This is a genomic window from Tropicimonas sp. IMCC34011 (assembly GCF_003390865.1).
In the GTDB taxonomy this organism is placed as follows: domain Bacteria; phylum Pseudomonadota; class Alphaproteobacteria; order Rhodobacterales; family Rhodobacteraceae; genus Tropicimonas_B.
In genome coordinates this window covers 180399-203825 of record NZ_QMEJ01000001.1, presented here as the reverse complement: position 1 = coordinate 203825, position 23427 = coordinate 180399, and the positions used below count along the sequence as shown (strand labels likewise).

Sequence of the window (23427 nt, the reverse complement as noted above, 5' to 3'; positions counted from 1 at the left end):
GCCGTCGCCGGCGACTTTCTGGAGAAGCGCCGGAAGATGCAAGGAATGAGCGGCTCCCGCCTGCCCTTTTCGAACGTGAAAGCGCCCGCCGGAAACCCGGCGGGCGCTTTGGTCGTCCATATTTTCGATCTGCGTTACTTGCGACCGAGAAGTTTCCAGGCAGCAGGCACCAGAAGCGCGGCGAGAGCCAGCTTCATCGCGTCCCCGACGAGGAACGGCAGCGCACCCCAGGCCAGCGCCTGGTTGAAGACCGAGCCGTAGACCTCCGGCTGGTGCATCCCGCCCGCGATCAGGAAAGCGAGCCATGCGAGGCCGGGCAGGTAGATCACGGCGTTCCCGATCAGCATCGCGCCGACCATCTTCAGGGGCGAGCGGTCCCAGCCGCGACGGGCCAGAAGCCCCATCGCGCCGACCGCGAGCACGTAGCCCACGAGATAACCGCCGGTCGTGCCCATCATGTAGCTCAGGCCGTTCATCTCGGCGGTCGAGCTCTGGAAGATGTCGAAGCCGAGCGCACCGATCGCCATGTAAAGCAGGATGGTGGTCAGGCCGAGGCGCGGCCCGTAGGCGGCGCCGATGGTCAGAACGGCAAACGTTCCAAGGTTCACCGCCACCGGGGAGGGCGGCACCGGCAGCTTGATCTGCGCCGCGACCGTCAGAAGGACGATCCCTGCCGCGACAAGGAGCACGTTCTTCGTCTGCGCCTCGCGGCCTTCAAGCGGCCCAATCGATTCGGCCAGTGTCATCCGGCCGGTCATCGCCAATGCCATGCTCATTCTCCCAGGCAATCCTCTCGGTGGTCCAGCTTTGTCGCAAAGCGGCGCTTCGTTCAAGGCGAAGCGGCAGGTGCGGCTGCGGATCTCCATCGATCACATCGCGTAAGGGGCGAATATTGCGCCGCTCAGCGCATGTACCGACTGGTCATCGTGTAATCCTTCGCAGGTCCCGAAACGGTCCAGGTCGCGGTCCAGCGGGGCCAGCCGGAAAAATCGTACGCGACCTCGTACCTGTCGGAACCGCAAAGATGTACGTCCTCCGGCGAGGTGTCTGAGAACCGGTGAAACGGCCGACCGTCCTCGAAGGCCACCGCGATCCCTCCGCCCGCCTCCCGCCAGACATACCGCCGCTCCGCCCGCATTGCAGGCCCCTGCCCCAGCTTCAACAAACCGGCTTCGCGATAGATCAAACCGTCCGGCGCCGCACCGAACACGGCGTCGCCCTCGAACTGGCCCGTCTGGCCCGCTCGCCGGTCCTCGATGGACCGGTCCAGGGACCAGCGCCCCTCAAACTTCGCCAGCTCCGGCATCGTCCCCCGCACCTTGCCGCCACGAGGAGCCGAGGCTAAGGACGAGCCGCCCCGTGCGAAAGCCCAAAAGCCAGCCTCAGAAAGGCGCCGACGATGATCCCCCGCTACTCCCGCCCCGAGATGACAGCCATCTGGTCGCCCGAAACCAAGTTCCGCATCTGGTTCGAGATCGAGGCCCATGCCTGCGACGCACAGGCCGCTCTCGGCGTCATTCCGAAAGAGAGCGCCGAGGCTGTCTGGACCGCCGAAGGCACCGAGTTCGACGTCGCCCGGATCGACGAGATCGAACGCGTCACCAAGCACGACGTCATCGCCTTCCTCACGCACCTGTCCGAGATCGTCGGAGAGGATCAGGCCCGGTTCGTGCACCAGGGCATGACCTCGTCCGACGTGCTCGACACGACGCTGAACGTCCAGCTCGTCCGCGCTGCCGACATTCTCATCGCCGACATGGACGGGCTTCTGGAAGCGCTGAAGAAACGTGCGATGGAGCACAAGGATACGGTCCGTATCGGCCGCTCCCACGGTATCCATGCCGAGCCCACCACGATGGGCCTCACCTTCGCCCGCTTCTATGCCGAGATGGCGCGAGGCAGGGAGCGCCTCCTGCGCGCCCGCGAGGAGGTCGCAACCGGCGCGATCTCCGGCGCCGTCGGGACCTTCGCCAATATCGATCCATCCGTCGAAGAGCATGTCTGCGCCAAGCTGGGGCTCGTTCCCGAACCGATCAGCACTCAGGTCATCCCGCGCGACCGCCACGCCATGTTCTTCGCGACCCTCGGCGTCATCGCCTCCTCGATCGAGAATGTGTCGACCGAGATCCGTCACATGCAGCGCACGGAAGTCCTTGAAGCGGAAGAGTTCTTCTCGAAGGGCCAGAAGGGCTCCTCGGCTATGCCGCACAAGCGCAACCCTGTCCTGACGGAAAACCTGACCGGTCTCGCACGCCTCGTCCGGTCCGCCGTGACACCAGCGCTCGAGAACGTAACGCTATGGCACGAAAGAGATATTTCTCATTCCTCCGTTGAGCGTGGCATCGGTCCGGATGCGACGATCCACCTCGATTTCGCGCTCGCGCGGCTTACCGGCGTGATCGAGAACCTCGTGGTCTATCCCGACAACATGATGGCGAATCTCAACAAGTTTCGCGGCCTCGTCCATTCCCAACGTGTGCTCCTCGCCCTGACGCAGGCGGGCGTCACCCGCGAGGGCGCCTATTCCATGGTGCAGCGAAATGCCATGAAGGTCTGGGAACAGGGTGCTGACTTCAAAGAGGAATTGCTCGCCGACGCTGAAGTGACGGACGCCCTCGGCGCGGACGGCATCGAGGCGGTCTTCGACCTCGGCCACCATACCAAGCATGTCGATACGATCTTCCGCCGTGTTTTCGGGGAAAGCTGAATTTATCGTTTTGCGATATGGAGTTGAGGTCCTGCCTCTGAGCTTACGACCTTTCCTCCGCTGGCCGTAACCGCGCATTAAGGCGCCGTCGCTAAGTCAGGCTCTCGTTTGAGATCTGACCCGGAGCGACGGCGCGTGCCGAACGACCTGCAACCTTTGGCGATCCCCATGGCCATGCCCCTGGCCATGCCCCTTGGCGACATCTCTCCGGGCGTGGACGCGCCGCTCCCGGCCCGTACCGGTGCGGGCGATCACCTGACCCGGAAACAGAAAGCCGCCATCGTCGTGCGGCTCATGATCGAAGGTGACGCGGCCCTCTCCCTCGAAGATCTCGCGGAGGGTCTGCAGGTCTCCCTCGCTCAGCAGATCGCATCGATGGGGCTGGTCGAAAAGGACGTGGTGGAGGACGTGGCCGCAGAGTTCTGCGAGGTTCTGAGCCGCGTCGGCCTCACCTTCCCCGAGGGACTCGCCGATGCCCTCGATCTCCTCGACGGACATATAAGCCCGGCAACGATCTCCCGACTGCGCCGCGAATCCGGCGTCGCGGCCAAGGGCGACCCCTGGCTACGGATCGCCGGGCTCGACAACGAACGCCTCCTGCACGTCCTCGAGGACGAGGGTGTCGAGGTCGGAGCTGTCCTTCTGTCCAAGCTGGATGTCGCTCGCGCCGCGATCCTCCTCGGCGAATTGCCCGGAGAACGGGCCCGGCGGCTGTCCTACGCGATATCGCGCACGGGACGTGTCGCCCCCGAAACCGTTCGGCGTATCGGTCTCTCCCTCGCCCAGCAGCTCGATGCGGAGCCCGCCACCGCTTTCGACACCCGCCCCGTCGAACGCGTGGGCGCGATCCTCAACTCCTCCCGCGCAGCGACGCGGGACGAGGTTCTGGAGTGGCTGGACGAAACCGATTCAGAGTTCGCCGCGGAAGTCCGAAAGGCGATCTTCACCTTCTCCAACATCCCCGCGCGGATCGATCCGCGGGATGTTCCGAAAGTGGTGCGCGTCATAGAGCCCGCCGTTCTTCTGAAGGCCCTCGCCTATGCCGTCGGCCCGCTGGAGCCGTCGCGTGATTTCCTTCTCAACAACATGTCCAAACGGATGGCGGACAGTCTGAGGGAGGAGATCGAGGAGCAGGGGCCCATTAGCGTTGACGACGGCGAGGAAGCGATCACGGCCGTCATCTCGTCCATTCGCGAGTTGATTGACGCCAGCGAGATCCTCCTTCTGGCAGAAGAATGATCATGGCCTGCCCCGTGCCAGGCTTAGCGGTGCCGCGACGGTCAATCCGCGAGCCGGCGCAGCACCGCCTCGGCCGCGCGGTCCCCGGGTGGCGGCCCGTTCGCCCCGAGCCGTTCCATGGTCAGCGCCATGACATCCAGTTGCGCTTCGCGGGCCTTGGCATCATCGAGCAGGTGCGCCAGCGCCCCCGCGATTCCGGCTGGCCGGCAATTCTTACCGATGAACTCTGGAACGACGCGGCTTTCGGACACCAGATTGACCAGCGTCACCGTATCCACCTGCAGCATCCGCGATATGATCCAGCGACTGAGCGGTGCCATGTCATACGCGATGACAATCGGCAGCCCTGCCCGGGCGAGTTCGAGCGACACCGTTCCAGACGCTGCGAGGGCCACGTCGGATGCCACGAGCGCAGCCCGCCGATCCTCGACCTCGTTCGGCGGAAGAAGAATCGGGTTGCCCGGCCAGTCGCTTGTCGCCCGGGCGACCTCGGCGTCCTTGCCCGGGGCCACCGGGACAACCACGCGGAGCCCCCTACGCCCGAGCGCCTTCAACGCTTCCCCAAACGGTTCTGCGAGCCGCGTGATCTCGGACGTCCGGCTGCCGGGAAGGACCGTCAAAAGGGGGCCATCGATGTCATGCCGCGCCCTGAATGCCTCCGCGGCTTCTTTCGAGGCCACCGGCGCGCGTGCGGCAGGATGACCGACGACGTCGCACTCCATTCCGGCCGCTTCCATGTAGGGCGGCTCGAACGGCAAAAGCGCGAGAACCTGGTCGACATCGCGGGCCATCTTTCGCGCCCGCCCCGGGCGCCATGCCCATACGGACGGAGCGACATAATGTACGATCCGCTGCTCCGGACGCGCCGCGCGTATTCCGCGATAGGCGCGCAGGCAGAAATCCGGACTGTCGATCCCGATCACTACATCGGGTGCGGCCTCTATCCCGGCCGCAATCGTCTGGTTCAGGCGCCGTCTCAGAAGCGGATATCGCGCGAGCACCTCGGCCAGCCCCATGACGGACAGATCGTCCATGTCGAAGAGCGACGTCAGGCCCTCGGCCGCCATCTTCGGCCCACCGACGCCCGAAACGACGAGGGAGGGATCGCGAGCCCGCAACCCGGCAATGAGGCCTGCGCCGAGCGTATCCCCGGACGCTTCGCCGGCAATGACGAAGACATGCGTCATGGGGCGACCCAGAAGAAGAGACCGGCAGCGTCGGCGCGGGCGATGACTTCGGGCAGATCGAGCACCAGGACGCCGCCGCTCTGGACCGCGATCCCGGCGAGACCGGCCGCCGACGCGCGCGTTACAGTCTCGGGACCGATTGCCGGCATGTCCGCGCGCAAATCCTGGCCCGGCTTCGGCGCCTTCCAGAGAAGCCCTCGCGCTCCGTCCGGTCGCCCCGGAACCTCGCCGGCGAGGGTGTCCAGCATCCAATCCGTGCCGGGAGCGGCCTCGACTGCAAGTACCTGCCCTCCGGCAACCACGCAGGATTGTCCGAGATCAGAGGCACCGAGCGCTCTGACGATTCCCGCGGCTCGGACGCGGTCGGCCTCGATGTCCGGGCCCGGCGTGGCGCGTGTCGGGCAACCGGCCGGAGGCAGGAGATCCGGTGCAATCTCATGCGCCGCGATCGGGGTCAGGCCCGCCGCCTCGAACGCGGACAGAACGGCCCGGAGGGCGGCATCGTCACCCTTCCCCAATTCCGGCAGAAGGCGCTCCAAGATCGGGCGACTGACCTCGTCGATAGCGCTTCGATCGATGGCCGGTCGGCGCATGGCGCCGGCGAGACAGACCCGGGTTGCCCCGCGCGCCCCCATCTCGGCCATGGCGGAGCCCATCGTCTCGAGGCGGAAGACCATGTCGGGCGCGCGGTCCAATCCGGCGGCAACGCCCTCGACCGAGCAGAGCAGGGCCTCCGGTCCCAGCCGCGCCTGAAGGATCGCCGGGAGGCGCCCCGACCCGGCGACCAGCGCGACCGTCATTCGGGCTTGAGGTAAGACCGGTCCGACGCGCCGGTGACGAACTCGACGATCTGGCGGACGTAGTCGCTGTCCGTCTCATCGCCGAGGCGGCGGGCCCGCTCCTGGAATGCGCCCTCGCCCTGCGCCAGCATTTGGTAGGCGGCACGAAGGGCAGTGATGTCCTCCCGCGGAACGCCGCGCCGCTTCAGGCCGACGAGGTTCAGGCCATCGAGCCGTCCGCGGGGCGCCTGCACGAGGCCGAAGGGGATGACGTCATGCGTGACCATGGAGACCGCGCCGATGATCGCACCGCGGCCGAGACGCACGAACTGGTGGATGCCGGAGAGACCGCCGATGATGACCTCGTCCTCCACCACGCAATGCCCGGCGAGGGCGGAATTGTTCGCCATGATGATGTTGTTGCCGACCAGGCAATCATGAGCGACATGGCTGCCGGCCATGAAGAGGCCGTCATCGCCGACCGAGGTCAGACCGCCGCCGCCGGCCGTGCCTGTGTTCATCGTGACATGCTCGCGGATGCGGCAGCGCGCACCGATGCGCAGCTCCGTATCCTCGCCGGCGAACTTCAGATCCTGCGGGATCTCCCCCAGAACGGCGAAGGAAAAGACGACCGTGCCATCGCCGATGCTGGTGCGCCCGGTGACGATGGCATGGCTGCGGATCTCGACATTCGCGCCGAGGGTGACCTTCCCGCCGATCACGGCGAAGGGGCCGACCGTGGCGCCCGGGCCGATTTCGGCCCCGTCCTCGACGGCGGCCAGCGGGTGGATGCGGGCGGTCGGGTCAATCGCCAAGGATCAGGCCTCCGCGTCGGCGGCGTCCGCCTTGGGCATGTCCATCATCGCGGTGAACTCGGCTTCGGCTGCCATTTCGCCCTCGACCGTCGCGCGGCCCTCGAACTTCCAGACCTTGCCGCCGCCGCGCTTTACGGTGACCGCAAGCTCCAGCACGTCGCCGGGGACGACCTTGCGGCGGAACTTCGCCTTGTCGATCGCCATGAAGTAGACAAGCATGTTCTTGTCCGCGAGATCCAGGGAAACGCCGACCATGATTGCGGCGGTCTGCGCGAGCGCCTCGATGATCGTGACGCCGGGCATGATCGGGGCGCCGGGGAAGTGTCCCTGAAAGTGCGGCTCGTTGAAGGTCACGTTCTTGATGCCGACGGCCGTTTCGTTCGGAACGATGTCCCGCACCTTGTCCACCAGCAGGAAGGGATAGCGGTGCGGAATGATCCGCTGGATGAGAGCGAGATCGGCCTCGCGCGTCGTTTGGGGGTCCATCACTCGCTCCTTGGGATCGGCCGCGCCTTGACTAGCACCCGGACCGCGGGCGCGGCAAGTCGCGGTCAGTCCGCGGATGGTGCGGGCAGCCCGATGCCGGAGGGCTCCTCCGCTTGCGGCGGGGGATCGAGGCTGTCGCCGCTCTGCGGACCATTGCCTGTCACGGGCGGCAGGTCCGAGCCGTCGCCGAGATCGCTGTCGATGCGTCGGCGTGCTGCGTCCGTGACGTCGATGCTTTCCGAGGAGAGGAAAACGGCGCGGCTGTCGAGGATGGCGACGGCGCCGCTTTCGCGCACGAGCTCGGACAGGACCGGCAGGATGCGCTGCAGGAACGCCTGCCGCTCCTGATCGCGCCGCGCCTGCAGCGTTCTGGTCTTGGTGTCCTGCTGGCGCCGCAGGTCGACGACCTTCGCGTCAAAGGCATCGGCAAGGCGCCGGAACTCGTCCGCTTCAAGCTCGCTTCGCAGCTCGGTCAGGCGCTGCTCCTCGGCGGTCAGCTCCTCCTCGATCTCGCGATTTTCCTCGGCCAGGGCCGCGGAGGCGTCTTCGATCTCCGCCTCGATGCGTTGGCCGTAGAGGGACTCGTCGAAGAGCTGGTCCTGATCGAGGGTCAGGAAGGGCGCGATGACGACGGTCGGATCCTGCACCGGTCCCTGCTGCGGGCGGGGAATGGCGGCCTCCCCCTCCTGCGCGGCGGCAGCGAGGGGAAGGCTCGCGGCGACCACGAGGGCCGCCCCCGCTGTCAGGCGCCGAGCCATCAGAACCGGGTCGAGACGGTCAGCTCGAAGTTCTGCTCCTCGTCGTAATCCTCCATCTGGATCGGCCGGGAGAAGTTGAACCGAAGCGGACCGATGGGCGTGTCCCAGAAGAGCGCGACACCGGCCGCGGAGCGCAGCGAGAAGCCGTCGTCGATCTCCTGGTCGCCGTTGGGACCGCCGCCGGTATTGTCGAGGCTCCAGACGGAGCCGACATCGGCGAAGACGCCGCCTGCGATGCCGTATTCCTCCGGCAATCCGAGCGGGAAGTCGGCCTCGAAGCGGGCGACGGCGTAAATGTTGCCGCCGAGCGCATCCTCGTTGGACACGTTCAGATCGCGCGGGCCGACGCCGTTCGGCTCGAAGCCACGCATCTTTCCGTTCAGCGTGAAGCGATCGATGATCCGGCTGTCGCCACCCTCGTAGGCCAGAACGCCGGCCTCGAACTCGGCGAGGAGGTTGACGTCAGGATTCGGGAACGCCTTGCGCGCGCGGGCCAGCATTTCCGTCTTGATGAAGGTCGCCTCGTCGCGCACGCCGAAATCCTGGCTGAAGCGCAGCTGGTAGAGCATGTTGGGATCGAGGCTGACGCGCTGATTGCTGTAGGCCACCGTGTAGCCGAGCGAGAAGGCGTATTGCTCTCCGAGGTCCTCTTCCGCCCGCAGGACGGCGGAGGAGCCGGTGTCGTTCGGATCGTCGCTATCCTCGGGGAACCCCTGATCGACGCCGAAGACCTCGCCGTAATCCACACCGAAGCGGACGCCGAGGCGGGTGCTCAGCGACACCGGGAAGCTCAGCGAGGGCGAGAACGAGGCCCGGCGCGTGTTGTACCGGGCGTTGTCGTTGTCGCTCTCGCGGTAGAAGGCGGAGACGCCCGCGGCGACGTCACGGCCGAGAAAGGCCGGTTCGCTGAAGTCGAAGCCGAAGGCGCGGGTGGCGCCGGTGGTGTTCAGATCGACCGAAAGCGACTGCCCGCGTCCGAGGAAGTTGCGCTCGGCGAAGGAGATGTTGAACCCGACGCCGCTGTTGGTGGAGTAGCTCGCACCGAAGCCCAGCGAGCCGGTGGGCTGTTCCTCGACGTCGACATCCACGATTACCTGGTCGGCCGACGTGCCCTCGCGGGCCTCGACATTGGCGTTGGCGAAGAAGCCGAGGGCGCGGATCCGTTCGGCGGCCTCGCGGATCTCGCGCGGATTGAACGGATCGCCTTCGACGGTGTCGAACTGCCGCCGGATGACCCGGTCGAGGGTCGTGGTGTTGCCCTCGATATCGATCCGCTCGACGAAGATGCGCTCGCCGCGGGTGATCGCGTACTCGACGTTGAGCGTCAGGTCGCGGTCGTTGCGGGTGATGCGCGGGTCGACGCGGATGAAGTTTAGACCCTGCCGGGAGGCGAGCGTCTCGAGCCGGGCGATGTCGTTCTCGATCTGCGCCGGGGAATAGACCACGCCGGATTTGAGCCGGACAGCCTCGCGGAAGCCGGACGTGTCCAGGCCCTCGATCTCGGACGACACGGACACGCCGCCGACGCGGAATTGCTGGCCTTCCTGGATGTTGTAGGTCGTGAGAACCGCGCCGCGATCCCGTGTCACCTCGTTGTTGAGGGACAGGATGCGGAAGTCGACATAGCCGCGGGAGAGGTAGAAATCGCGCAGGACCTGCTGGTCGAACGCGAGGCGCTCCTCGACGAGCGTGTCGCGCTGCACGAGGCGGCGGAAGAGCCCCGCCTGCTTGGTGCCGAGAACGCGGCGAAGGCGACGGTCGGAAAAGTCATCGTTGCCGACGAAGGAGATCCGCTCGATCTCGGAGACGCGGCCCTCGGTGATCTCGAAGACGAGGTCGACGCGGTTGTTCTCCCGGCGGATGACGCGCGGCTCGACGGATGCCGCGAGGCGGCCGGACTGGCGGTAGCCCTCCGCAATGGCGGCTGCGTCCCGCTCGGCCTGGGCGGGGCTGAAGACACGGCGGGTCTGGGACTCGACGATCGCGCCAAGCTGCTCGTCGTCGATCCGGCGGTTACCCTCGAAGGAGATGACGTTGATCGTGGGCCATTCCTGAACCCGAATCACGAGGGTCGATCCCTGCGGGACGAGATCGACGCTCTCGAAGAGGCCGCTTTGCAGGAGCGCCTGGTAGGCATCGTTGAGCGCGCCGCCGCTGACCGTCTGGCCCCGGCCGATGCCGGTATAGGAGGCGACGGTCGCGTCATCCACACGCTCGTTGCCCTGAACGTCGATGGTGCTGAACTGGTAGCTCTGCGCGCCGGCCGGTGTCACGGCGAGCGACACCGTCAGGCAAGCGACCGCGCAGGTCGATGAGAGACGGGACCAGTGCTTGCGCATCATGGAGAAGGGGGCCACGCGCCCCGTATCCGTCCGAGCCGGATCAATCATAGCCACTGCCCCCCGAAGGCATCGTCATTATTTGCGCTCTAGCTACCGGCAAGCGCTGGCCTTGTCAAAACTGGAAAGCCCTCGATGGGACGGCAGCGGAGGATCGCCGGCCCGGGCATGGCGGGCCCTGCACTGAGCGCGATGTCGGGGGGAGGCTGGCGCGGCGCAGTTCGTCCATCGGCATCGACGGGGAAAGGGGCGCCCGACGGCGGACGCCCCTCCAGCGGGAGGCAGAGCGAGGCGAAGGCGGGAGACGGTCTCGTCCCGCCCTGCCCTCCCGCTCAACCGACGGACGAGGGAGACGCGCCGGTGTCTAAGATCAGCAGCTGAAGGCCCGCTGCGGCGCCGATCGCTGCCGCGACGACGACCAGATAGACCGCGAGGTCCCAATCGAGCTCGACGAGGGTCATTGCCGAGCGAGACCGGATGGATCGGGACAACATCGCGTTTACCTGAAGGACGGTAACTGCCTTCACAGGCTGGATCTCGTTTGCGGCTCAAATGTGGCAGGAGGATGACGCGCGGGGGATGGAGGGCGCCCTGCCCTTCGGGATCAGTCGAGCTCGGCGATACCGACGACGGCGCCGTGGCCGGCCACCTGAACGATCACCGCCGCATGCGCCCCCTCCGGCGCCGCCACATCGAGAGACAGCGGCGCGTCGCCCTGCCATTGCTCCAGCGTGGTCCAGGAGGTCACGATATTGGTGTAGGTGATGCTCATCCCGCTATTCTCGCCGCGGGCGATATCGACCGTTTCCTGCGGCGTCCACGTGACGAGGTGAATATCGTAGGGCCCCGGCACGACGCCACTTTCCGGCACCGGAGCCGCGATCCGCAGATCGGAGCCGCTGCGGGTCGCGCCGATATCGAGATCCTGTGCGGCGCGGCGGCGTTCGATCGCGCCGGCGACCTCCATCGGACGGGAGCCGACGATATGCTCGGCTCCGTCCACGATCATCTGGGGCGTGTAGATACTGCGCGAGCTGGCGGCGCGGGCATAGTCCTTCTGCCGCGCCGTGAAGGCCGGGCTCGCGAAGCTGTCCTTCCAGCCGATATAGTCCCAGTAATCGACGTGAAGGGACAGGGCGAGAACGTCCTCCTGACCCGCCAGCCGGTGCAGAAGCTCGTCCGCCGGCGGGCAGGACGCGCAGCCCTGGGACGTGTAGAGTTCGACCAGAACACGCGACTCGTCCGCGGGCGACAGGGATGGCAGAACCGTCATCGCTGCGGCGAGCGCCGATGCGATCAGGCGTCGTCTGGGAAGTGCCATGTTGGTATGCGTCCCGCGGCTTCGGTATCAGGCCCTCTTCCTAGTCCTGACGGGCCGGAGCCGGCCAATCAAGGTTCTGCGATGGTTTGCGAGCTGTTGCGCGAGTCACGCAGCCGGCCGGGCAAAATCATGCATACCACGGTATACACTTCGAGGTATCCCGCGTATAGGACCCTTGAACAGCGCTGCCGCGTGTTACATTGACGGCGGCGAGCAACCCCTTGGCAGAGGAAGGCAGCCCCCCATGACAATTAATGTCGGCAAGGATAACGCGAAGACCCGCAAGACGCTGGACGCCGCTGGTACATCCTACGATTACTACTCCATCCCCGCGGCCGAAGAAGCGGGGCTCGGCAAGTTCAAGCGCCTTCCCTCCGCCCTGAAGGTCGTGCTGGAGAACATCCTGCGCTTCGAGGATGGCGGCCGCACCGCCTCCGAGGACGATATCAGGGCCTTCTCCGAATGGGCCGATAACGGCGGCAAATCGAGCCGTGAGATCAATTATCGCCCCGCCCGCGTGCTGATGCAGGACTTCACCGGCGTTCCGGCCGTGGTCGACCTCGCCGCCATGCGTGACGGTATCGTGGGCCTCGGCGGCGACGCCGAGCAGATCAACCCGCTCAGCCCGGTCGACCTCGTGATCGACCACTCGGTGATGATCGACGAGTTCGGCAACCCGCGCGCCTTCCAGATGAACGTCGACCGCGAGTACGAGCGGAACATCGAGCGCTACACCTTCCTCAAGTGGGGTCAGAAGGCGTTCGACAACTTCCGGGTCGTTCCGCCGGGCACCGGCATCTGCCACCAGGTGAACCTCGAATATCTCGCCAAGACCGTCTGGTCGGACAAGGATCAGGACGGCAAGCTCGTCGCCTACCCCGACACCCTCGTCGGAACCGACAGCCACACCACCATGGTCAACGGCGCGGCCGTTCTTGGCTGGGGCGTCGGCGGCATCGAGGCCGAGGCGGCCATGCTCGGCCAGCCGATCTCCATGCTCATCCCCGAGGTCATCGGCTTCAAGCTGACCGGCAAGATGCGCGAAGGCACCACCGCGACGGACCTCGTTCTGCGCGTGGTGAAGATGCTGCGCGAGAAGGGCGTGGTCGGCAAGTTCGTCGAATTCTACGGCGACGGCCTCGACACCGTTCCGCTGGCGGACCGCGCCACCATCGGCAACATGGCCCCCGAATACGGCGCCACCTGCGGCTTCTTCCCGATTGACCAGGTCACGCTGCGCTACCTCGAGCAGACCGGCCGCGACAAGGACACCATCGCGCTCGTCGAAGCCTACGCCAAGGCGCAGGGCATGTGGCGGGAGCCGGGTTACGAGCCGGTCTATACCGACACGCTCGAGCTCGACATGGACACCGTCGTGCCGGCCATTTCCGGTCCCAAGCGTCCGCAGGATCACATCGCGCTCGACGGTGCCGCGACGGCGTTCCACGAGTACATCCGCGGTCAGCGCGAGGGCAAGGACACCTCCGAGCGCTCCGAGGTCCGCTGGGAAGGCGAAGGCGGCTCCCCCGAACCGCAGGACATCCCGGGCGACGAAGGTCATCACAAGCGCGGTTTCGTGCAGACCGAAGACGGGCACTATCAGCTCCACGACGGCTCGATCGTGATCGCCTCGATCACCTCCTGCACCAACACCTCGAACCCGTACGTCATGATCGGCGCGGGCCTCGTGGCGCGCAAGGCGCGGGAAATGGGCCTGAACCGCAAGCCCTGGGTTAAGACGTCCCTCGCCCCCGGCTCGCAGGTCGTCTCCGCCTATCTGGAGGCCGCCGGTCTGCAGGAGGATCTCGATGCGCTCGGCTTCAACCTCGTCGGCTACGGCTGCACGACCTGCATCGGCAATTCCGGTCCGCTGGAGCCCGAGATCAGCAAGTCGATCAACGACAACGACCTGATCGCGGTCTCCGTCCTGTCCGGCAACCGCAACTTCGAGGGCCGGATCAGCCCCGACGTGCGGGCGAACTACCTCGCCTCCCCGCCGCTCGTGGTGCTCTACGCGCTCATCGGTGACATGAACATCGACATCACGCGGGAGCCCATCGGTCAGGATCAGAACGGCAAGGACGTCTTCCTGAAGGACCTCTGGCCGAGCCAGCAGGAGATCGCGGACCTCGTCGAGAAGACGGTGACGCGGGAAAGCTTCCAGGAGAAGTATGCCGACGTCTTCAAGGGCGACGAGAAGTGGCGCTCGGTCGAGACCACGGACAACCTGACCTATGACTGGCCGTCCACGTCGACCTACGTCCAGAACCCGCCCTACTTCCAGGACATGAGCCCGGAAGCCGGCACCATCGATGACGTCAAGGGCGCCCGCGTCATGGCGATCCTCGGCGACATGGTCACCACGGACCACATCTCCCCGGCGGGCTCCTTCAAGGAAAACACCCCGGCGGGCAAATACCTTACCGATCGCCAGGTCGCCCCGCGGGAGTTCAACTCCTTCGGCTCGCGGCGCGGCAACCACGAGGTGATGATGCGGGGCACCTTCGCCAACATCCGTATCCGCAACGAGATGCTGGACGGCGTCGAAGGCGGCTTCACCAAGGGGCCGGACGGCGAGCAGATGCCGATCTACGATGCGGCGATGGCCTATCAGGAGCAGGGCATCCCGCTCGTGATCGTCGCCGGCGAGCAGTACGGCGCCGGCTCCTCCCGTGACTGGGCGGCCAAGGGCACCGCGCTTCTGGGCGTGAAGGCGGTCATCGCCGAGAGCTTCGAGCGTATCCACCGCTCCAATCTCGTCGGCATGGGCGTCGTCCCGTTCGAGTTCACCGGAGGCGACACTCGCTCGTCGCTGAACCTGACCGGCGACGAGACCTTCGATATCGAGGGCCTCTCCGATCCCGATCTGAAGCCGGCAGCGATGCTGAAGGCCCGGATCACCTATCCCGACGGGACGGAGAAGGAGATCGACGTGAAGTGCCGGATCGATACGGAAGTCGAGATCGACTACGTCAAGAACGGCGGCGTCCTTCACTATGTCCTGCGCAGCCTCGCCGCGAACGCGTCTGCCGCCTGAGCCGGACGACGTCGAGAAACGATGAAAAGGGTGCGGTTCAGGCCGCACCCTTTTTGTTTCCAACATCGAAACGGAGAGCAGAATTGGATGTCAGGATCAGGCCGCTTGCACCCGCAGACTACGCCGATGCCGGGCGGATCTTCTTCTGCGCGATCCACGAAGGAACGCGTGCGCATTACACGTCTGAACAGCGAAGAGCCTGGGCGGGAGACACCATCGACCTGGATCACTGGAAGGCGCGCCTTGCCACTCAGACGGGCTTCGTCGCCGTGGAGGGCGGGGAAACCGTCGGCCTGATGACGATCGACGGAGACGGTCTCGTCGATCTGGCCTTCGTCATGCCCTCCTGCGCCGGAAAGGGCGTCGGCCGAACCTTGCTGAAAGCCTGCGAGGCCTGGGCGGCGGAACATGGCGTCTCGCCACTCCGGACCTTCGCAAGCAAGGCCGCCCGCCCCTTCTTCGAGGCGAACGGCTGGCGCGTGGTCGCCGAGGAAACGGTGGAGCGCCGGGGCGTGGAGCTGACGCGCTTCCGCATGGAAGAGCTCCTGGCGGAGGGCGGCTGAACGGCTCCCTCCTTGCCCCCGGTCACCCGATCAGTGCACCGCCCTTGCCGTAGGTGTCCTCGTAATGCCGGGCGAGGCGCATCAGGGCGATCCGAAGCACGATCTTGCCGGACCGGGCCGACCAGTTCATGCGCTTCTCCGTCGCCTCCAGCCCCTCCAGAAAGCAGCAGCAGCGCAGCGCCATGTCCCCGAGGCCCGGCCCCAGATCCCTCAGCGCCAGCGCCACGCGCTCCCGCGCGCCCTGCGGACCGTTCGCCTGCTCTGCATGACCCGGGCCGCCGCGGACGCCGGCGGTCAGGAACCGCTCCCAGTTCTGCGTCACGCGCGGCCCCATCTGCGCCAGCTCGAAATCCTCGCGAAGGCGCTCCGCGGCGGCCACGAGTTCCGGCGCAAGAAACGGGGTGCCGTCCTTGTCCCGCCGCCGGGACAGCGCAACGACGGGGCTCTCGGCCATGTTGTAGCGCACCCGGCGGCGCTTGCCCGGGCTGTCCTCTTCCTCGATGTCGGTTTCGGACCAGTCCCCGTGCTGCGCGGCGAACGGGGTCTGCGCCTCTGCCAGTCCCGGCCGGGCGCGCTCGGCACCGGCCAGCATCCTCTTGAGCGCGGAGCGTCCGGCATGGGTGACGCGGTAGGTCGTGACCTTCCCGTCCTGCACCATCGAGATCCAGTCCTTGAGCGCGAAGGCCTGCGCAACGGAGCGGTCCAGCGTTGCGATCCGCGTCGTCTGCCCGTCGCTTCCCTGGCGCAGCACCGCGGCCCTCTCCATGCCATCCGCGACGACGAGGACGGCCCCGGTCTCCGTCAGGCGTCGCAGGATACGGCAGCCCTCCTTCTGCAAGGTCACCTCGTCGCAGAGTTTCGCCTCGGGCTTGAACAGGATGGTCATGTTACGTCTCCCCACAGGTTCGTCAGTCTCGGTCCCGGTGTCAGCCCGGGACACCGCCGTTGCGGGAGCGCAGCAGAGCGCCCCCAGATACGTGAGCGCTTCGTCCACCAGCGGATCGTCCCGGCGCAGCTCGTAGCGCCGGATCCGCCGCATCACCGTGGACGGATGGCAGCCGAGCTGCCGCGCCAGGGCGCGGATCGGCAGGCCCGTCTCGGTATGCGCAAGATATTCGCACGCCGCCGGCGGCACCCAGGCGGGGCTTGGCTGATGGGACCGGATCTCGTCAGTGCAGCTCATGCCGGCTCCTTTCTCCCCGCTGGCGCGCCCTGACCCCAGTGATTCAACTTCAGGGTGACTGTTTCCATTATAGGAACTTTAGCGCCTTGAGGAGAAATTTGTTCGCATTTTGCAAACTTTTCATTGTGCGTCCGTGCGGTTCCCCCGCCGGGCGCGCAACGTCGCCAAAAATCGGAACAGCCTATGCGTGTGTCTGTCCCTGGGGAGAACGACCATGACCACGCTGCCCGACGCCATCGCCACGCTCCGCCGCCCGACCCTTCTCGTGAGGGCCGCGCGGATCGGCGCGGAGGACTATGATCGCCGCCGCGACCTGCCGCGCCTGTTTGGCGAGGAAGACGTGCCCGGCTCCGAAGCCGCGCTCGGTCGGCTTCTTGCCGAGGAAGCTGTGCTTGAAGAGGTGCGCTGCCGCCGAGACGCGGCCTACTCGCCCCTGCGCCATGTCGACGTGATGATCGCGCTCACCGCGGAGGCCCGGCTCATGGGCCGGACCCCGCCGCATTCCACTGCAAGCCCGCAGGAGCGAGCCGGCGCGATCTGATAGTGAGGCGGCCGGGCAGTTCGCGCTCGGCCGGACCTTTTCAGCTCTCGGCGAGCTCTCCGCGGCGCCGGGCGACGAAGCTCTCGAGTTCCTCGGCCAGCGCCGCATCGAGTGGCGGCGCCACGTAATCGCCCATCATCTTCTCGAGGCGCGCGGTGGCGAGGGCCATCGTGTCCCGTCCGCCTTCCTCGTCCCAGGTCTCGAACGGTTTGTAGTCCAGAACCTCGGTGCGCCAGAAGGCGTCGCGGTAGTTGGCCTGGGTATGGGCGCAGCCGAGGTAATGGCCTCCCGGCCCCACCTCGCGCAGCGCGTCCATCGCCTGCGCCCCCTCGTCGTGCGGCGCGCCGGCTGCGAGCTTGTGGAGCGTCCCGAGCTGGTCGGCGTCCATGATGAATTTCTCCGGACTCGCAACGAGCCCGCCTTCCAGCCATCCGCAGGCGTGGAGCATGAAGTTCACACCCGACAGCAGACCCATGTTCAGCGAGTTGGCACTCTCGTAGCCGGCCTGCGCGTCCGGCAGCTTGGAGCCGGTGAAGCCTCCGGCCGAGCGGAACGGCAGGCCAAGGCGCCGGGCGAGCTGCCCCGCCCCATAGGTCACCTGCGCGGCCTCGGGGGTGCCGAAGGTGGGCGCGCCCGAGTTCATGTCGATCGACGTCACGAAGGCGCCGAAGATCACCGGCGCGCCGGGCTTCACGAGCTGCGAATAGGCGACCCCGGCCATCACCTCGGCGAGGACCTGCGTCAGCGTGCCGATGGTGGAGACGGGCGCCATCGCGCCGCCGACGATGAACGGGGAGACGATGCAGGCCTGCATCGCCTCGGCATAGGTTTCGAGCGCGCCCATCATCGTGGCGTCGAAGGTCAGCGGGGAGTTGATGTTGACGAGGGACGTCATCGCCGTCCGCCCGTTCAGCCCGCCGAAGAGGATGTCCGCCATGGCCACCGAATCCGCCGCGCGCGACGGGTCCGTGACCGATCCCATGAAGGGTTTGTCCGACAGCGTGATATGCGCCATCAGCATGTCCAGATGCCGCTCGGCCACCGGGATGTCGGTCGGCTCGCAGACCGTCCCGCCCGAATGATGCAGCCACTTGGACATGTAGCCAAGCTTCACGAAGGTGCGGAAATCCTCCATCGTCGCGTAGCGCCGGCCGCCATGGCCGTCCCGCACGAAGGGCGGTCCGTAGACCGGCGCCAGAACGAGATTTCGACCGCCGATCCGCACGTTCCGATCCGGATTGCGCGCGATCTGCTCGAATTCCCCCGGCGCCGTCTCGCACAGCTTGCGCGCCAGGCCCTTCGGGATGCGCACCCGCTCGCCCTGCACGTCCGCACCTGCGTCGCGCCAGCGCTCGAGGGCCTTCGGGTTCTCGGAGAAGACGACGCCGATCTCCTGGAGGACCGTGTCGGCATTCGCCTCGATGACCGCGAGCGCCTCTTCGGGGTGGTAGTCCAGATCCGGGACCTTGCGCGTGATGTAGCCTGCGCAGTCGAAACGCACGGCCGTGCGCTCGGCGCGGCGTGCCGCGCCTCCGCCGCCCCTGCGGCGCGTTGCGGTCTCGGACATGGGCTGCGCCTCCTTGGCCTCGGTCGACTTCGTTCCTAACCTAGGCGGCAGGCTGCATTTGGAGCGTTTGCGCCGCCGCCGCGCGGAAAAGCGACATCTGCGGGGCCGGGGGAGCGTGACTTCCGTGCGCCGGACTGCAAGAAGCGCATGGCCCCGACGGCCGGCGCGAGCAACGAAGGCGGACCATGACGATAGACCATCAGGACGATCTCGACGCGATGCGGATCATCGGCCGGATCGTCGCCGACACGATGCAGGCCATGGCCGCCGCGATGGAGCCGGGCATGACCACGCGGGAACTCGACGGGATCGGGTCCGCGATGCTCGAGCGCGAAGGTGCCCTCTCCGCCCCCCGGACGGCCTACGATTTTCCCGGCGCGACCTGCATCAGCGTGGGCGAGGAAGTTGCCCACGGCATTCCCGGAGACCGCGTGATCGCGAAAGGCGATCTGGTGAATATCGACGTCTCCGCATCGAAGGACGGCTATTACGCCGACACGGGTGCGACCTTCGGGATGGGAAAGCTCGCCCCCTCCCTCAATCGGCTCTGCCGGGATGGCAGGCGCGCGACGCAGATCGGAATGGGCCAGGTCCGCGCCGGTCGCCCCCTAGCCAATATCGGAGAGGCGATCGGTACGTTCGCCTCCCAACGTGGCTACACCCTGATCCGGAACCTCGCGAGCCACGGCATCGGAAGAGCGCTCCACGAATACCCCGAGGAAATCGCGACCTGGCCGACCCGCTCCGAGCGGAGGCGCATCACCAAGGGCCTCGTCCTCACGGTCGAGCCCTTCCTGTCCCGCGGCGCGCTCTGGGCGACGAGCGGTGACGATGGCTGGACGCTTTACGGCGAACCCGCCGCGCCAGCGGTCCAGTACGAGCATACCGTCGTCGCCACGGACCGCGGCCCGATCACGCTGACCCTGCCCGGTTGAGCGCCCCCGGGAGGGTCATCTTTCGATAGCATCCCCTCGCCGAAGGCGCACCAGGGTCAGACCGGGGCCGGCTTACTCCCTGTTGCGGTCCCGTCACCGCCGGGCCCTCTTGCGCGCCGCGCCGCGGCGCCCTAATCGGGCGGACATGACCCAGCTTGAGAATTCCGCTGCGCCCGAGAGGGCCGAGGACGCCGCCACCCGTCACCAGAACATGCTGATCGTCGATTTCGGCAGCCAGGTGACGCAGCTCATCGCCCGCCGACTGCGCGAACTCGGCGTCTACTGCGAGATTCATCCGTTCAACGCGGTGACGCCGGACTTCCTCGCCCACTTCGCTCCGCAGGCAGTGATCCTGTCGGGCGGCCCGGCCTCGGTTCCGGACGCCGGCAGCCCGCGACCGCCGCAGGAGATATTCGAGCTCGGCGTGCCGATCCTCGGTATCTGCTACGGCCAGCAGGTCATGACCCAGATGCTCGGCGGACGTGTCGAGCGCGGCGACCATTCGGCCGAGTTCGGCCGCGCCCGCGTCACCGCCTCGGACCTCCGCGATCCGCTCCTCGACGGCTGGTTCGAGGGAGGAGACGAACAGGTCTGGATGTCCCACGGAGATCACGTGGCCGAGCTTGCCAGCGGGTTCGAGGTGCTTGCCACCTCCCCCGGCGCGCCCTTCGCCATCGTCGCCGACCGCACACGGCACTTCTACGGTGTCCAGTTCCACCCCGAGGTGCATCATACCCCCCGCGGCAAGGCCCTCCTCTCCGCCTTCGTCCGCCTCGCAGGGTTCACCGGTGACTGGACGATGGCGGCCTATCGCGACGAGGCCATCGCCAAGATCCGCGAGCAGGTCGGCGAGGGACGGGTCATCTGCGGCCTGTCGGGCGGCGTGGACAGCTCCGTCGCCGCGGTTCTGCTGCACGAGGCGATCGGCGACCGTCTCACCTGCGTCTTCGTCGACCACGGCCTTCTGCGGAAGGGCGAGGCCGAGGAAGTGGTCACCATGTTCCGCGATCACTACAACATCCCGCTGATCGTCGCGGAGGAATCGGATCGCTTCCTGACTGCGCTTGACGGCGTGTCCGATCCCGAGATCAAGCGCAAGACCATCGGCCGGCTGTTCATCGACGTCTTCCAGGACAAGGTGGCCGAGGCCGGCGACGCGGAGTTCCTGGCCCAGGGCACGCTCTATCCCGACGTGATCGAGAGCGTTTCGTTTTCCGGCGGCCCCTCCGTCACGATCAAGTCGCACCACAATGTCGGCGGACTGCCGGAGAAGATGGGCCTGAAGCTGGTCGAGCCCCTGCGCGAGCTCTTCAAGGACGAGGTCCGCGCCCTTGGCAGCGAGCTCGGCCTGCCGCCGAGCTTCATCGGCCGACACCCCTTCCCCGGCCCCGGCCTCGCGATCCGCTGCCCCGGAGAGATCACCCGCGAAAAGCTCGCGATCCTGCGGGAAGCCGATGCCGTCTTCATCGACCAGATCCGCAAGCACGGCCTCTACGACGAGATCTGGCAGGCCTTCGTGGCCATCCTGCCCGTTCGCACCGTGGGCGTGATGGGCGACGGTCGCACCTACGACTTCGCCTGCGCGCTCCGTGCGGTCACGAGCGTCGACGGGATGACGGCGGATTACTATCCCTTCACGCACGACTTCCTCGGCGAGACCGCGACCCGGCTGATCAACGAGGTCCGCGGCATCAACCGCGTGACGTATGACGTCACCTCGAAGCCCCCGGGAACCATCGAATGGGAATGAGGCGGCATGGGACAGGAATCGTCCGCGACTGACCCTGCACGAACCGGGCGCCCGCTTGAGACGGCCGGTATCCTCACCGCAGGCTTGCCCAGATCGGATGTGAGGTTCCCCGCATGACCCGGGGCGCTCCCCACCTCGTCTATTTCTTCGATCCCGCGTTCGAAGGGTGCACGCTCGTGTCCCTCCTCACGGCGCTCGAGCGGACGCCCGGTCCGGTCCGGGTGTCGCTTCATCCCACCGGGCCGTCGGATCGGCTCGAGACCGATGCGAGGACGCTTGCCGAGGCGTTCGGGGCCGAGATCGAGGTCCGGCCGGTGGACCTCTCGGCCTTTGCGCACCTTCCACGGGGGCGCCTGCCCCTCGCCGCACGGGCGCGCCTCCTGCTCCCCGCCCTCCATGACGGTCCGGTGCTCTACCTCGATGGCGACACTATTGTCCGCAAGGATCTGACGCCGCTGTGGCAGACGGATCTTGAGGGCGCCTGTCTCGCGGCCTGTCTCGCACCGGGCGTCACCGCGACCCTCGCGGCCCCGGCGCGGGGGCGCGCTGCCAGGGAAGCGGCGGCGAAGATCGAGCGGCGATCGGACCGGATGGGCGGTCTGGACATGAGCACCTACGTCAATTCCGGGGTCATGCTGCTCGATCTGCCGCGCATCCGGGCGGAGGGCCTCGACGCGCTCATGGGCGATATCGAGGCGACGGCTCGGGTCACGTCCCGCGATCAGGACTGGATCAACATGGTCTTCGCCGGCCGCATCCACCTGCTCGACCCGACATGGAACAGCGGCTGGGGCAATCCGCGGACGGACCGGCGCGCCCTCCCCCCCGAGCTGCGCGACATGTTCAGGGAAAGCCGGACCGATCCCGCGATCTGTCACTTCACCGGCTTCGAGAAGCCTTGGCACTCTCCCACGGCGCCGGTTCGCCTGCATCTGCTGACGAAGCCCCGCGAGCGGCGCATGCGCGCGACGTTCTGGCAGGAGTTCCAGGCGGCGCGGGACCGAACCGAAGCGCGTCTCGGCCACCCGCTCGACTTCCCCCCGGCCACGGTCTCGGGGGGCGAGTGATGTCCCTGATGAGCCACGACGATCTGAGCATGGTCTCCGGTGCGGCCCTTGAGAGCGCGCCCGGCTTCACCGTCATCACTGTGATGCGCAACGAGATGTACTTCCTGCCCGCCTTTCTCGATCACTTCCGAAAGATCGGCGCAGAACGTTTCATCGTACTCGACGACCGCTCGGATGACGGCTCGGCCGAATATCTGGCTAAGCAGGGTGACGTGATGCTCCTGCGCGCACGGGGCCGCTTCGGCGATCCGGTGGACGGCCTCGCCATCGACCCGCGTCTCAAGGCCGGGCACCTGCGACGGGTGCATCTGTGGCGGTCCATCCTGATGCGGCGGTTCTGCGTCGGCCGTTGGTCGCTTTTGGCCGATCTCGACGAGTTCATCGCCCTGCCGGAGGGGACGACCCTCCCCGAGGTCGCGTCGCGGCTCGAGGCGGAGGGCGTACGGGGCGCCTGGGGCGTCATGCTCGATGTCTATCCCGAGCGCCTCGAGGAACTGGGCCCCGATGCTCCCGCCGCGACGGGCGTCCGGGAAGGGCGCTGGCTCTTCGATGCGCGGCGGCACCTGCATCTTCAAGCGGACGGATCGGCGCCGAAGGTCGCCTACGAGGGTGCACGGATGCGTCTCTACACCCGCCACGGCCTCGCACCCCGCCCGCCGCTGCGGCGGCGGCTTGATGCGCGGATCAGGGGAGTGCGGACGCTGACCGACCTGACCCTCTACAAACCGACGCTGGCGAAGTTTGGGCCGGAGGACCTCTTCCTGCATTCCCACAAGGCCACCGTGCCGATGTCGGGCCGGATGCTGCTGCCGATCCTTCATTATCGCTTCACGCCGGCACTCTGGTCGCGCGTCTCCTACGCGCTCGAGAGCGGGGCCTACGCGAAGGGCTCGTCGGAATACCACCAGCTCTCCGCCCTCCTGGCCGCACTCAGCGAGACCGGAGAGGGCTTCGCGTGCTGGATCTCGAAAGATGCAGGTGACATCGCGGCGCTCCGCAAGAGCGGCAACCTCCTCGGCCTGCCCTGATCCATCGCGGACGTGGCGGGCGGCCTGTGGCAAAAGCGTCGCAACTTACCCGGCGTGCAGATTGTGACCCAGCGTCCGATTTGACCGAAATTCGCCCGCAGAGCAGGTTTGGCCATCGTAGACCG

21 protein-coding genes are annotated in these 23427 nt (G+C 66.9%); 9 read left to right on the top strand and 12 right to left on the bottom strand.

Annotation, left to right across the window (positions count from 1 at the left end):
- Positions 1-134 precede the first annotated feature (134 nt).
- Entirely contained in the window at positions 135-770 is a 636-nt protein-coding gene (locus DQG15_RS00920; RefSeq protein WP_116083650.1) for a biotin transporter BioY, read from the bottom strand.
- A gap of 131 nt (positions 771-901) precedes the next feature.
- Entirely contained in the window at positions 902-1306 is a 405-nt protein-coding gene (locus DQG15_RS00915; protein ID WP_116082005.1) for a DUF6314 family protein, read from the bottom strand.
- A gap of 93 nt (positions 1307-1399) precedes the next feature.
- On the opposite strand from DQG15_RS00915, the gene purB reads away from it, so the two are divergent.
- Positions 1400-2707 carry an adenylosuccinate lyase gene (purB, locus tag DQG15_RS00910; protein ID WP_116082003.1) on the top strand — a complete coding sequence of 436 codons (1308 nt, stop codon included), beginning with the start codon at positions 1400-1402 and terminating at the stop codon, positions 2705-2707.
- 168 nt (positions 2708-2875) lie between these two features.
- Positions 2876-3946, top strand: a complete 1071-nt coding sequence (locus DQG15_RS00905) for a flagellar motor switch protein FliG (protein WP_232830656.1) — start codon at positions 2876-2878, stop codon at positions 3944-3946.
- Positions 3947-3987: 41 nt separating this feature from the next.
- On the opposite strand, the gene lpxB is transcribed toward DQG15_RS00905, so the two are convergent.
- The 8 genes from lpxB to DQG15_RS00870 all read right to left on the bottom strand — a co-directional run bounded on the left by lpxB (position 3988) and on the right by DQG15_RS00870 (position 11631).
- Positions 3988-5133, bottom strand: a complete 1146-nt coding sequence (lpxB, locus tag DQG15_RS00900) for a lipid-A-disaccharide synthase (RefSeq protein ID WP_116082002.1) — start codon at positions 5131-5133, stop codon at positions 3988-3990.
- On the bottom strand, positions 5130-5933 hold the full coding sequence (locus tag DQG15_RS00895; RefSeq protein ID WP_116082000.1) for an LpxI family protein: 804 nt from the start codon (positions 5931-5933) through the stop codon (positions 5130-5132). The genes lpxB and DQG15_RS00895 overlap by 4 nt, the downstream gene beginning before the upstream one ends.
- The gene (gene lpxA / locus DQG15_RS00890) at positions 5930-6727 is read right to left on the bottom strand and encodes an acyl-ACP--UDP-N-acetylglucosamine O-acyltransferase (RefSeq protein WP_116081998.1); all 798 of its coding nucleotides are present in this window, start codon (positions 6725-6727) and stop codon (positions 5930-5932) included. Before lpxA ends, DQG15_RS00895 begins: the two co-directional genes overlap by 4 nt.
- A 3-nt stretch (positions 6728-6730) precedes the next feature.
- Positions 6731-7213, bottom strand: coding sequence for a 3-hydroxyacyl-ACP dehydratase FabZ (gene fabZ, locus DQG15_RS00885; protein WP_116081996.1), 483 nt, complete (start codon positions 7211-7213; stop codon positions 6731-6733).
- Between the two features lie 65 nt (positions 7214-7278).
- Positions 7279-7971, bottom strand: coding sequence for an OmpH family outer membrane protein (locus tag DQG15_RS00880; RefSeq protein ID WP_116081995.1), 693 nt, complete (start codon positions 7969-7971; stop codon positions 7279-7281).
- The gene (bamA, locus tag DQG15_RS00875; RefSeq protein ID WP_232830655.1) at positions 7971-10361 is read right to left on the bottom strand and encodes an outer membrane protein assembly factor BamA; all 2391 of its coding nucleotides are present in this window, start codon (positions 10359-10361) and stop codon (positions 7971-7973) included. The genes DQG15_RS00880 and bamA overlap by 1 nt, the downstream gene beginning before the upstream one ends.
- Positions 10362-10642: 281 nt before the next feature.
- A complete protein-coding gene (locus DQG15_RS18700; RefSeq protein ID WP_255415074.1) occupies positions 10643-10771 on the bottom strand; it encodes a hypothetical protein in 129 nt (42 codons plus the stop codon).
- A 143-nt stretch (positions 10772-10914) separates the two neighbouring features.
- On the bottom strand, positions 10915-11631 hold the full coding sequence (locus DQG15_RS00870) for a thioredoxin family protein (RefSeq protein ID WP_232830654.1): 717 nt from the start codon (positions 11629-11631) through the stop codon (positions 10915-10917).
- Positions 11632-11875: 244 nt separating this feature from the next.
- Between DQG15_RS00870 and acnA the strand changes: the two genes are divergently transcribed.
- On the top strand, positions 11876-14668 hold the full coding sequence (gene acnA / locus DQG15_RS00865) for an aconitate hydratase AcnA (RefSeq protein WP_116081993.1): 2793 nt from the start codon (positions 11876-11878) through the stop codon (positions 14666-14668).
- A gap of 83 nt (positions 14669-14751) precedes the next feature.
- On the top strand, positions 14752-15231 hold the full coding sequence (locus DQG15_RS00860; RefSeq protein ID WP_157968846.1) for a GNAT family N-acetyltransferase: 480 nt from the start codon (positions 14752-14754) through the stop codon (positions 15229-15231).
- A gap of 22 nt (positions 15232-15253) precedes the next feature.
- On the opposite strand, the gene DQG15_RS00855 is transcribed toward DQG15_RS00860, so the two are convergent.
- The gene (locus DQG15_RS00855) at positions 15254-16414 is read right to left on the bottom strand and encodes a DUF6456 domain-containing protein (protein ID WP_116081990.1); all 1161 of its coding nucleotides are present in this window, start codon (positions 16412-16414) and stop codon (positions 15254-15256) included.
- A gap of 214 nt (positions 16415-16628) precedes the next feature.
- Here DQG15_RS00855 and DQG15_RS00850 point away from each other — a divergent pair, with 214 nt between their 5' ends.
- Positions 16629-16955, top strand: a complete 327-nt coding sequence (locus DQG15_RS00850) for a DUF6477 family protein (protein ID WP_116081989.1) — start codon at positions 16629-16631, stop codon at positions 16953-16955.
- A 40-nt stretch (positions 16956-16995) separates the two neighbouring features.
- Here DQG15_RS00850 and DQG15_RS00845 read toward each other — a convergent pair whose 3' ends face one another.
- Complete coding sequence (locus DQG15_RS00845) at positions 16996-18522, bottom strand: trimethylamine methyltransferase family protein (RefSeq protein WP_116081987.1); 1527 nt, start codon at positions 18520-18522, stop codon at positions 16996-16998.
- A 185-nt stretch (positions 18523-18707) separates the two neighbouring features.
- On the opposite strand from DQG15_RS00845, the gene map reads away from it, so the two are divergent.
- From map to DQG15_RS00825, 4 genes are all read left to right on the top strand, one after another.
- Positions 18708-19457 (top strand): type I methionyl aminopeptidase, encoded by a 750-nt coding sequence (gene map, locus DQG15_RS00840; protein ID WP_116081986.1) that lies wholly within the window; start codon positions 18708-18710, stop codon positions 19455-19457.
- Between the two features lie 145 nt (positions 19458-19602).
- Entirely contained in the window at positions 19603-21207 is a 1605-nt protein-coding gene (guaA, locus tag DQG15_RS00835) for a glutamine-hydrolyzing GMP synthase (protein WP_116081984.1), read from the top strand.
- Between the two features lie 113 nt (positions 21208-21320).
- Positions 21321-22274 carry a glycosyltransferase gene (locus tag DQG15_RS00830; RefSeq protein WP_116081982.1) on the top strand — a complete coding sequence of 318 codons (954 nt, stop codon included), beginning with the start codon at positions 21321-21323 and terminating at the stop codon, positions 22272-22274.
- Positions 22274-23302, top strand: a complete 1029-nt coding sequence (locus DQG15_RS00825) for a glycosyltransferase family 2 protein (protein WP_116081981.1) — start codon at positions 22274-22276, stop codon at positions 23300-23302. The genes DQG15_RS00830 and DQG15_RS00825 overlap by 1 nt, the downstream gene beginning before the upstream one ends.
- The last annotated feature ends 125 nt before the right edge of the window (positions 23303-23427 follow it).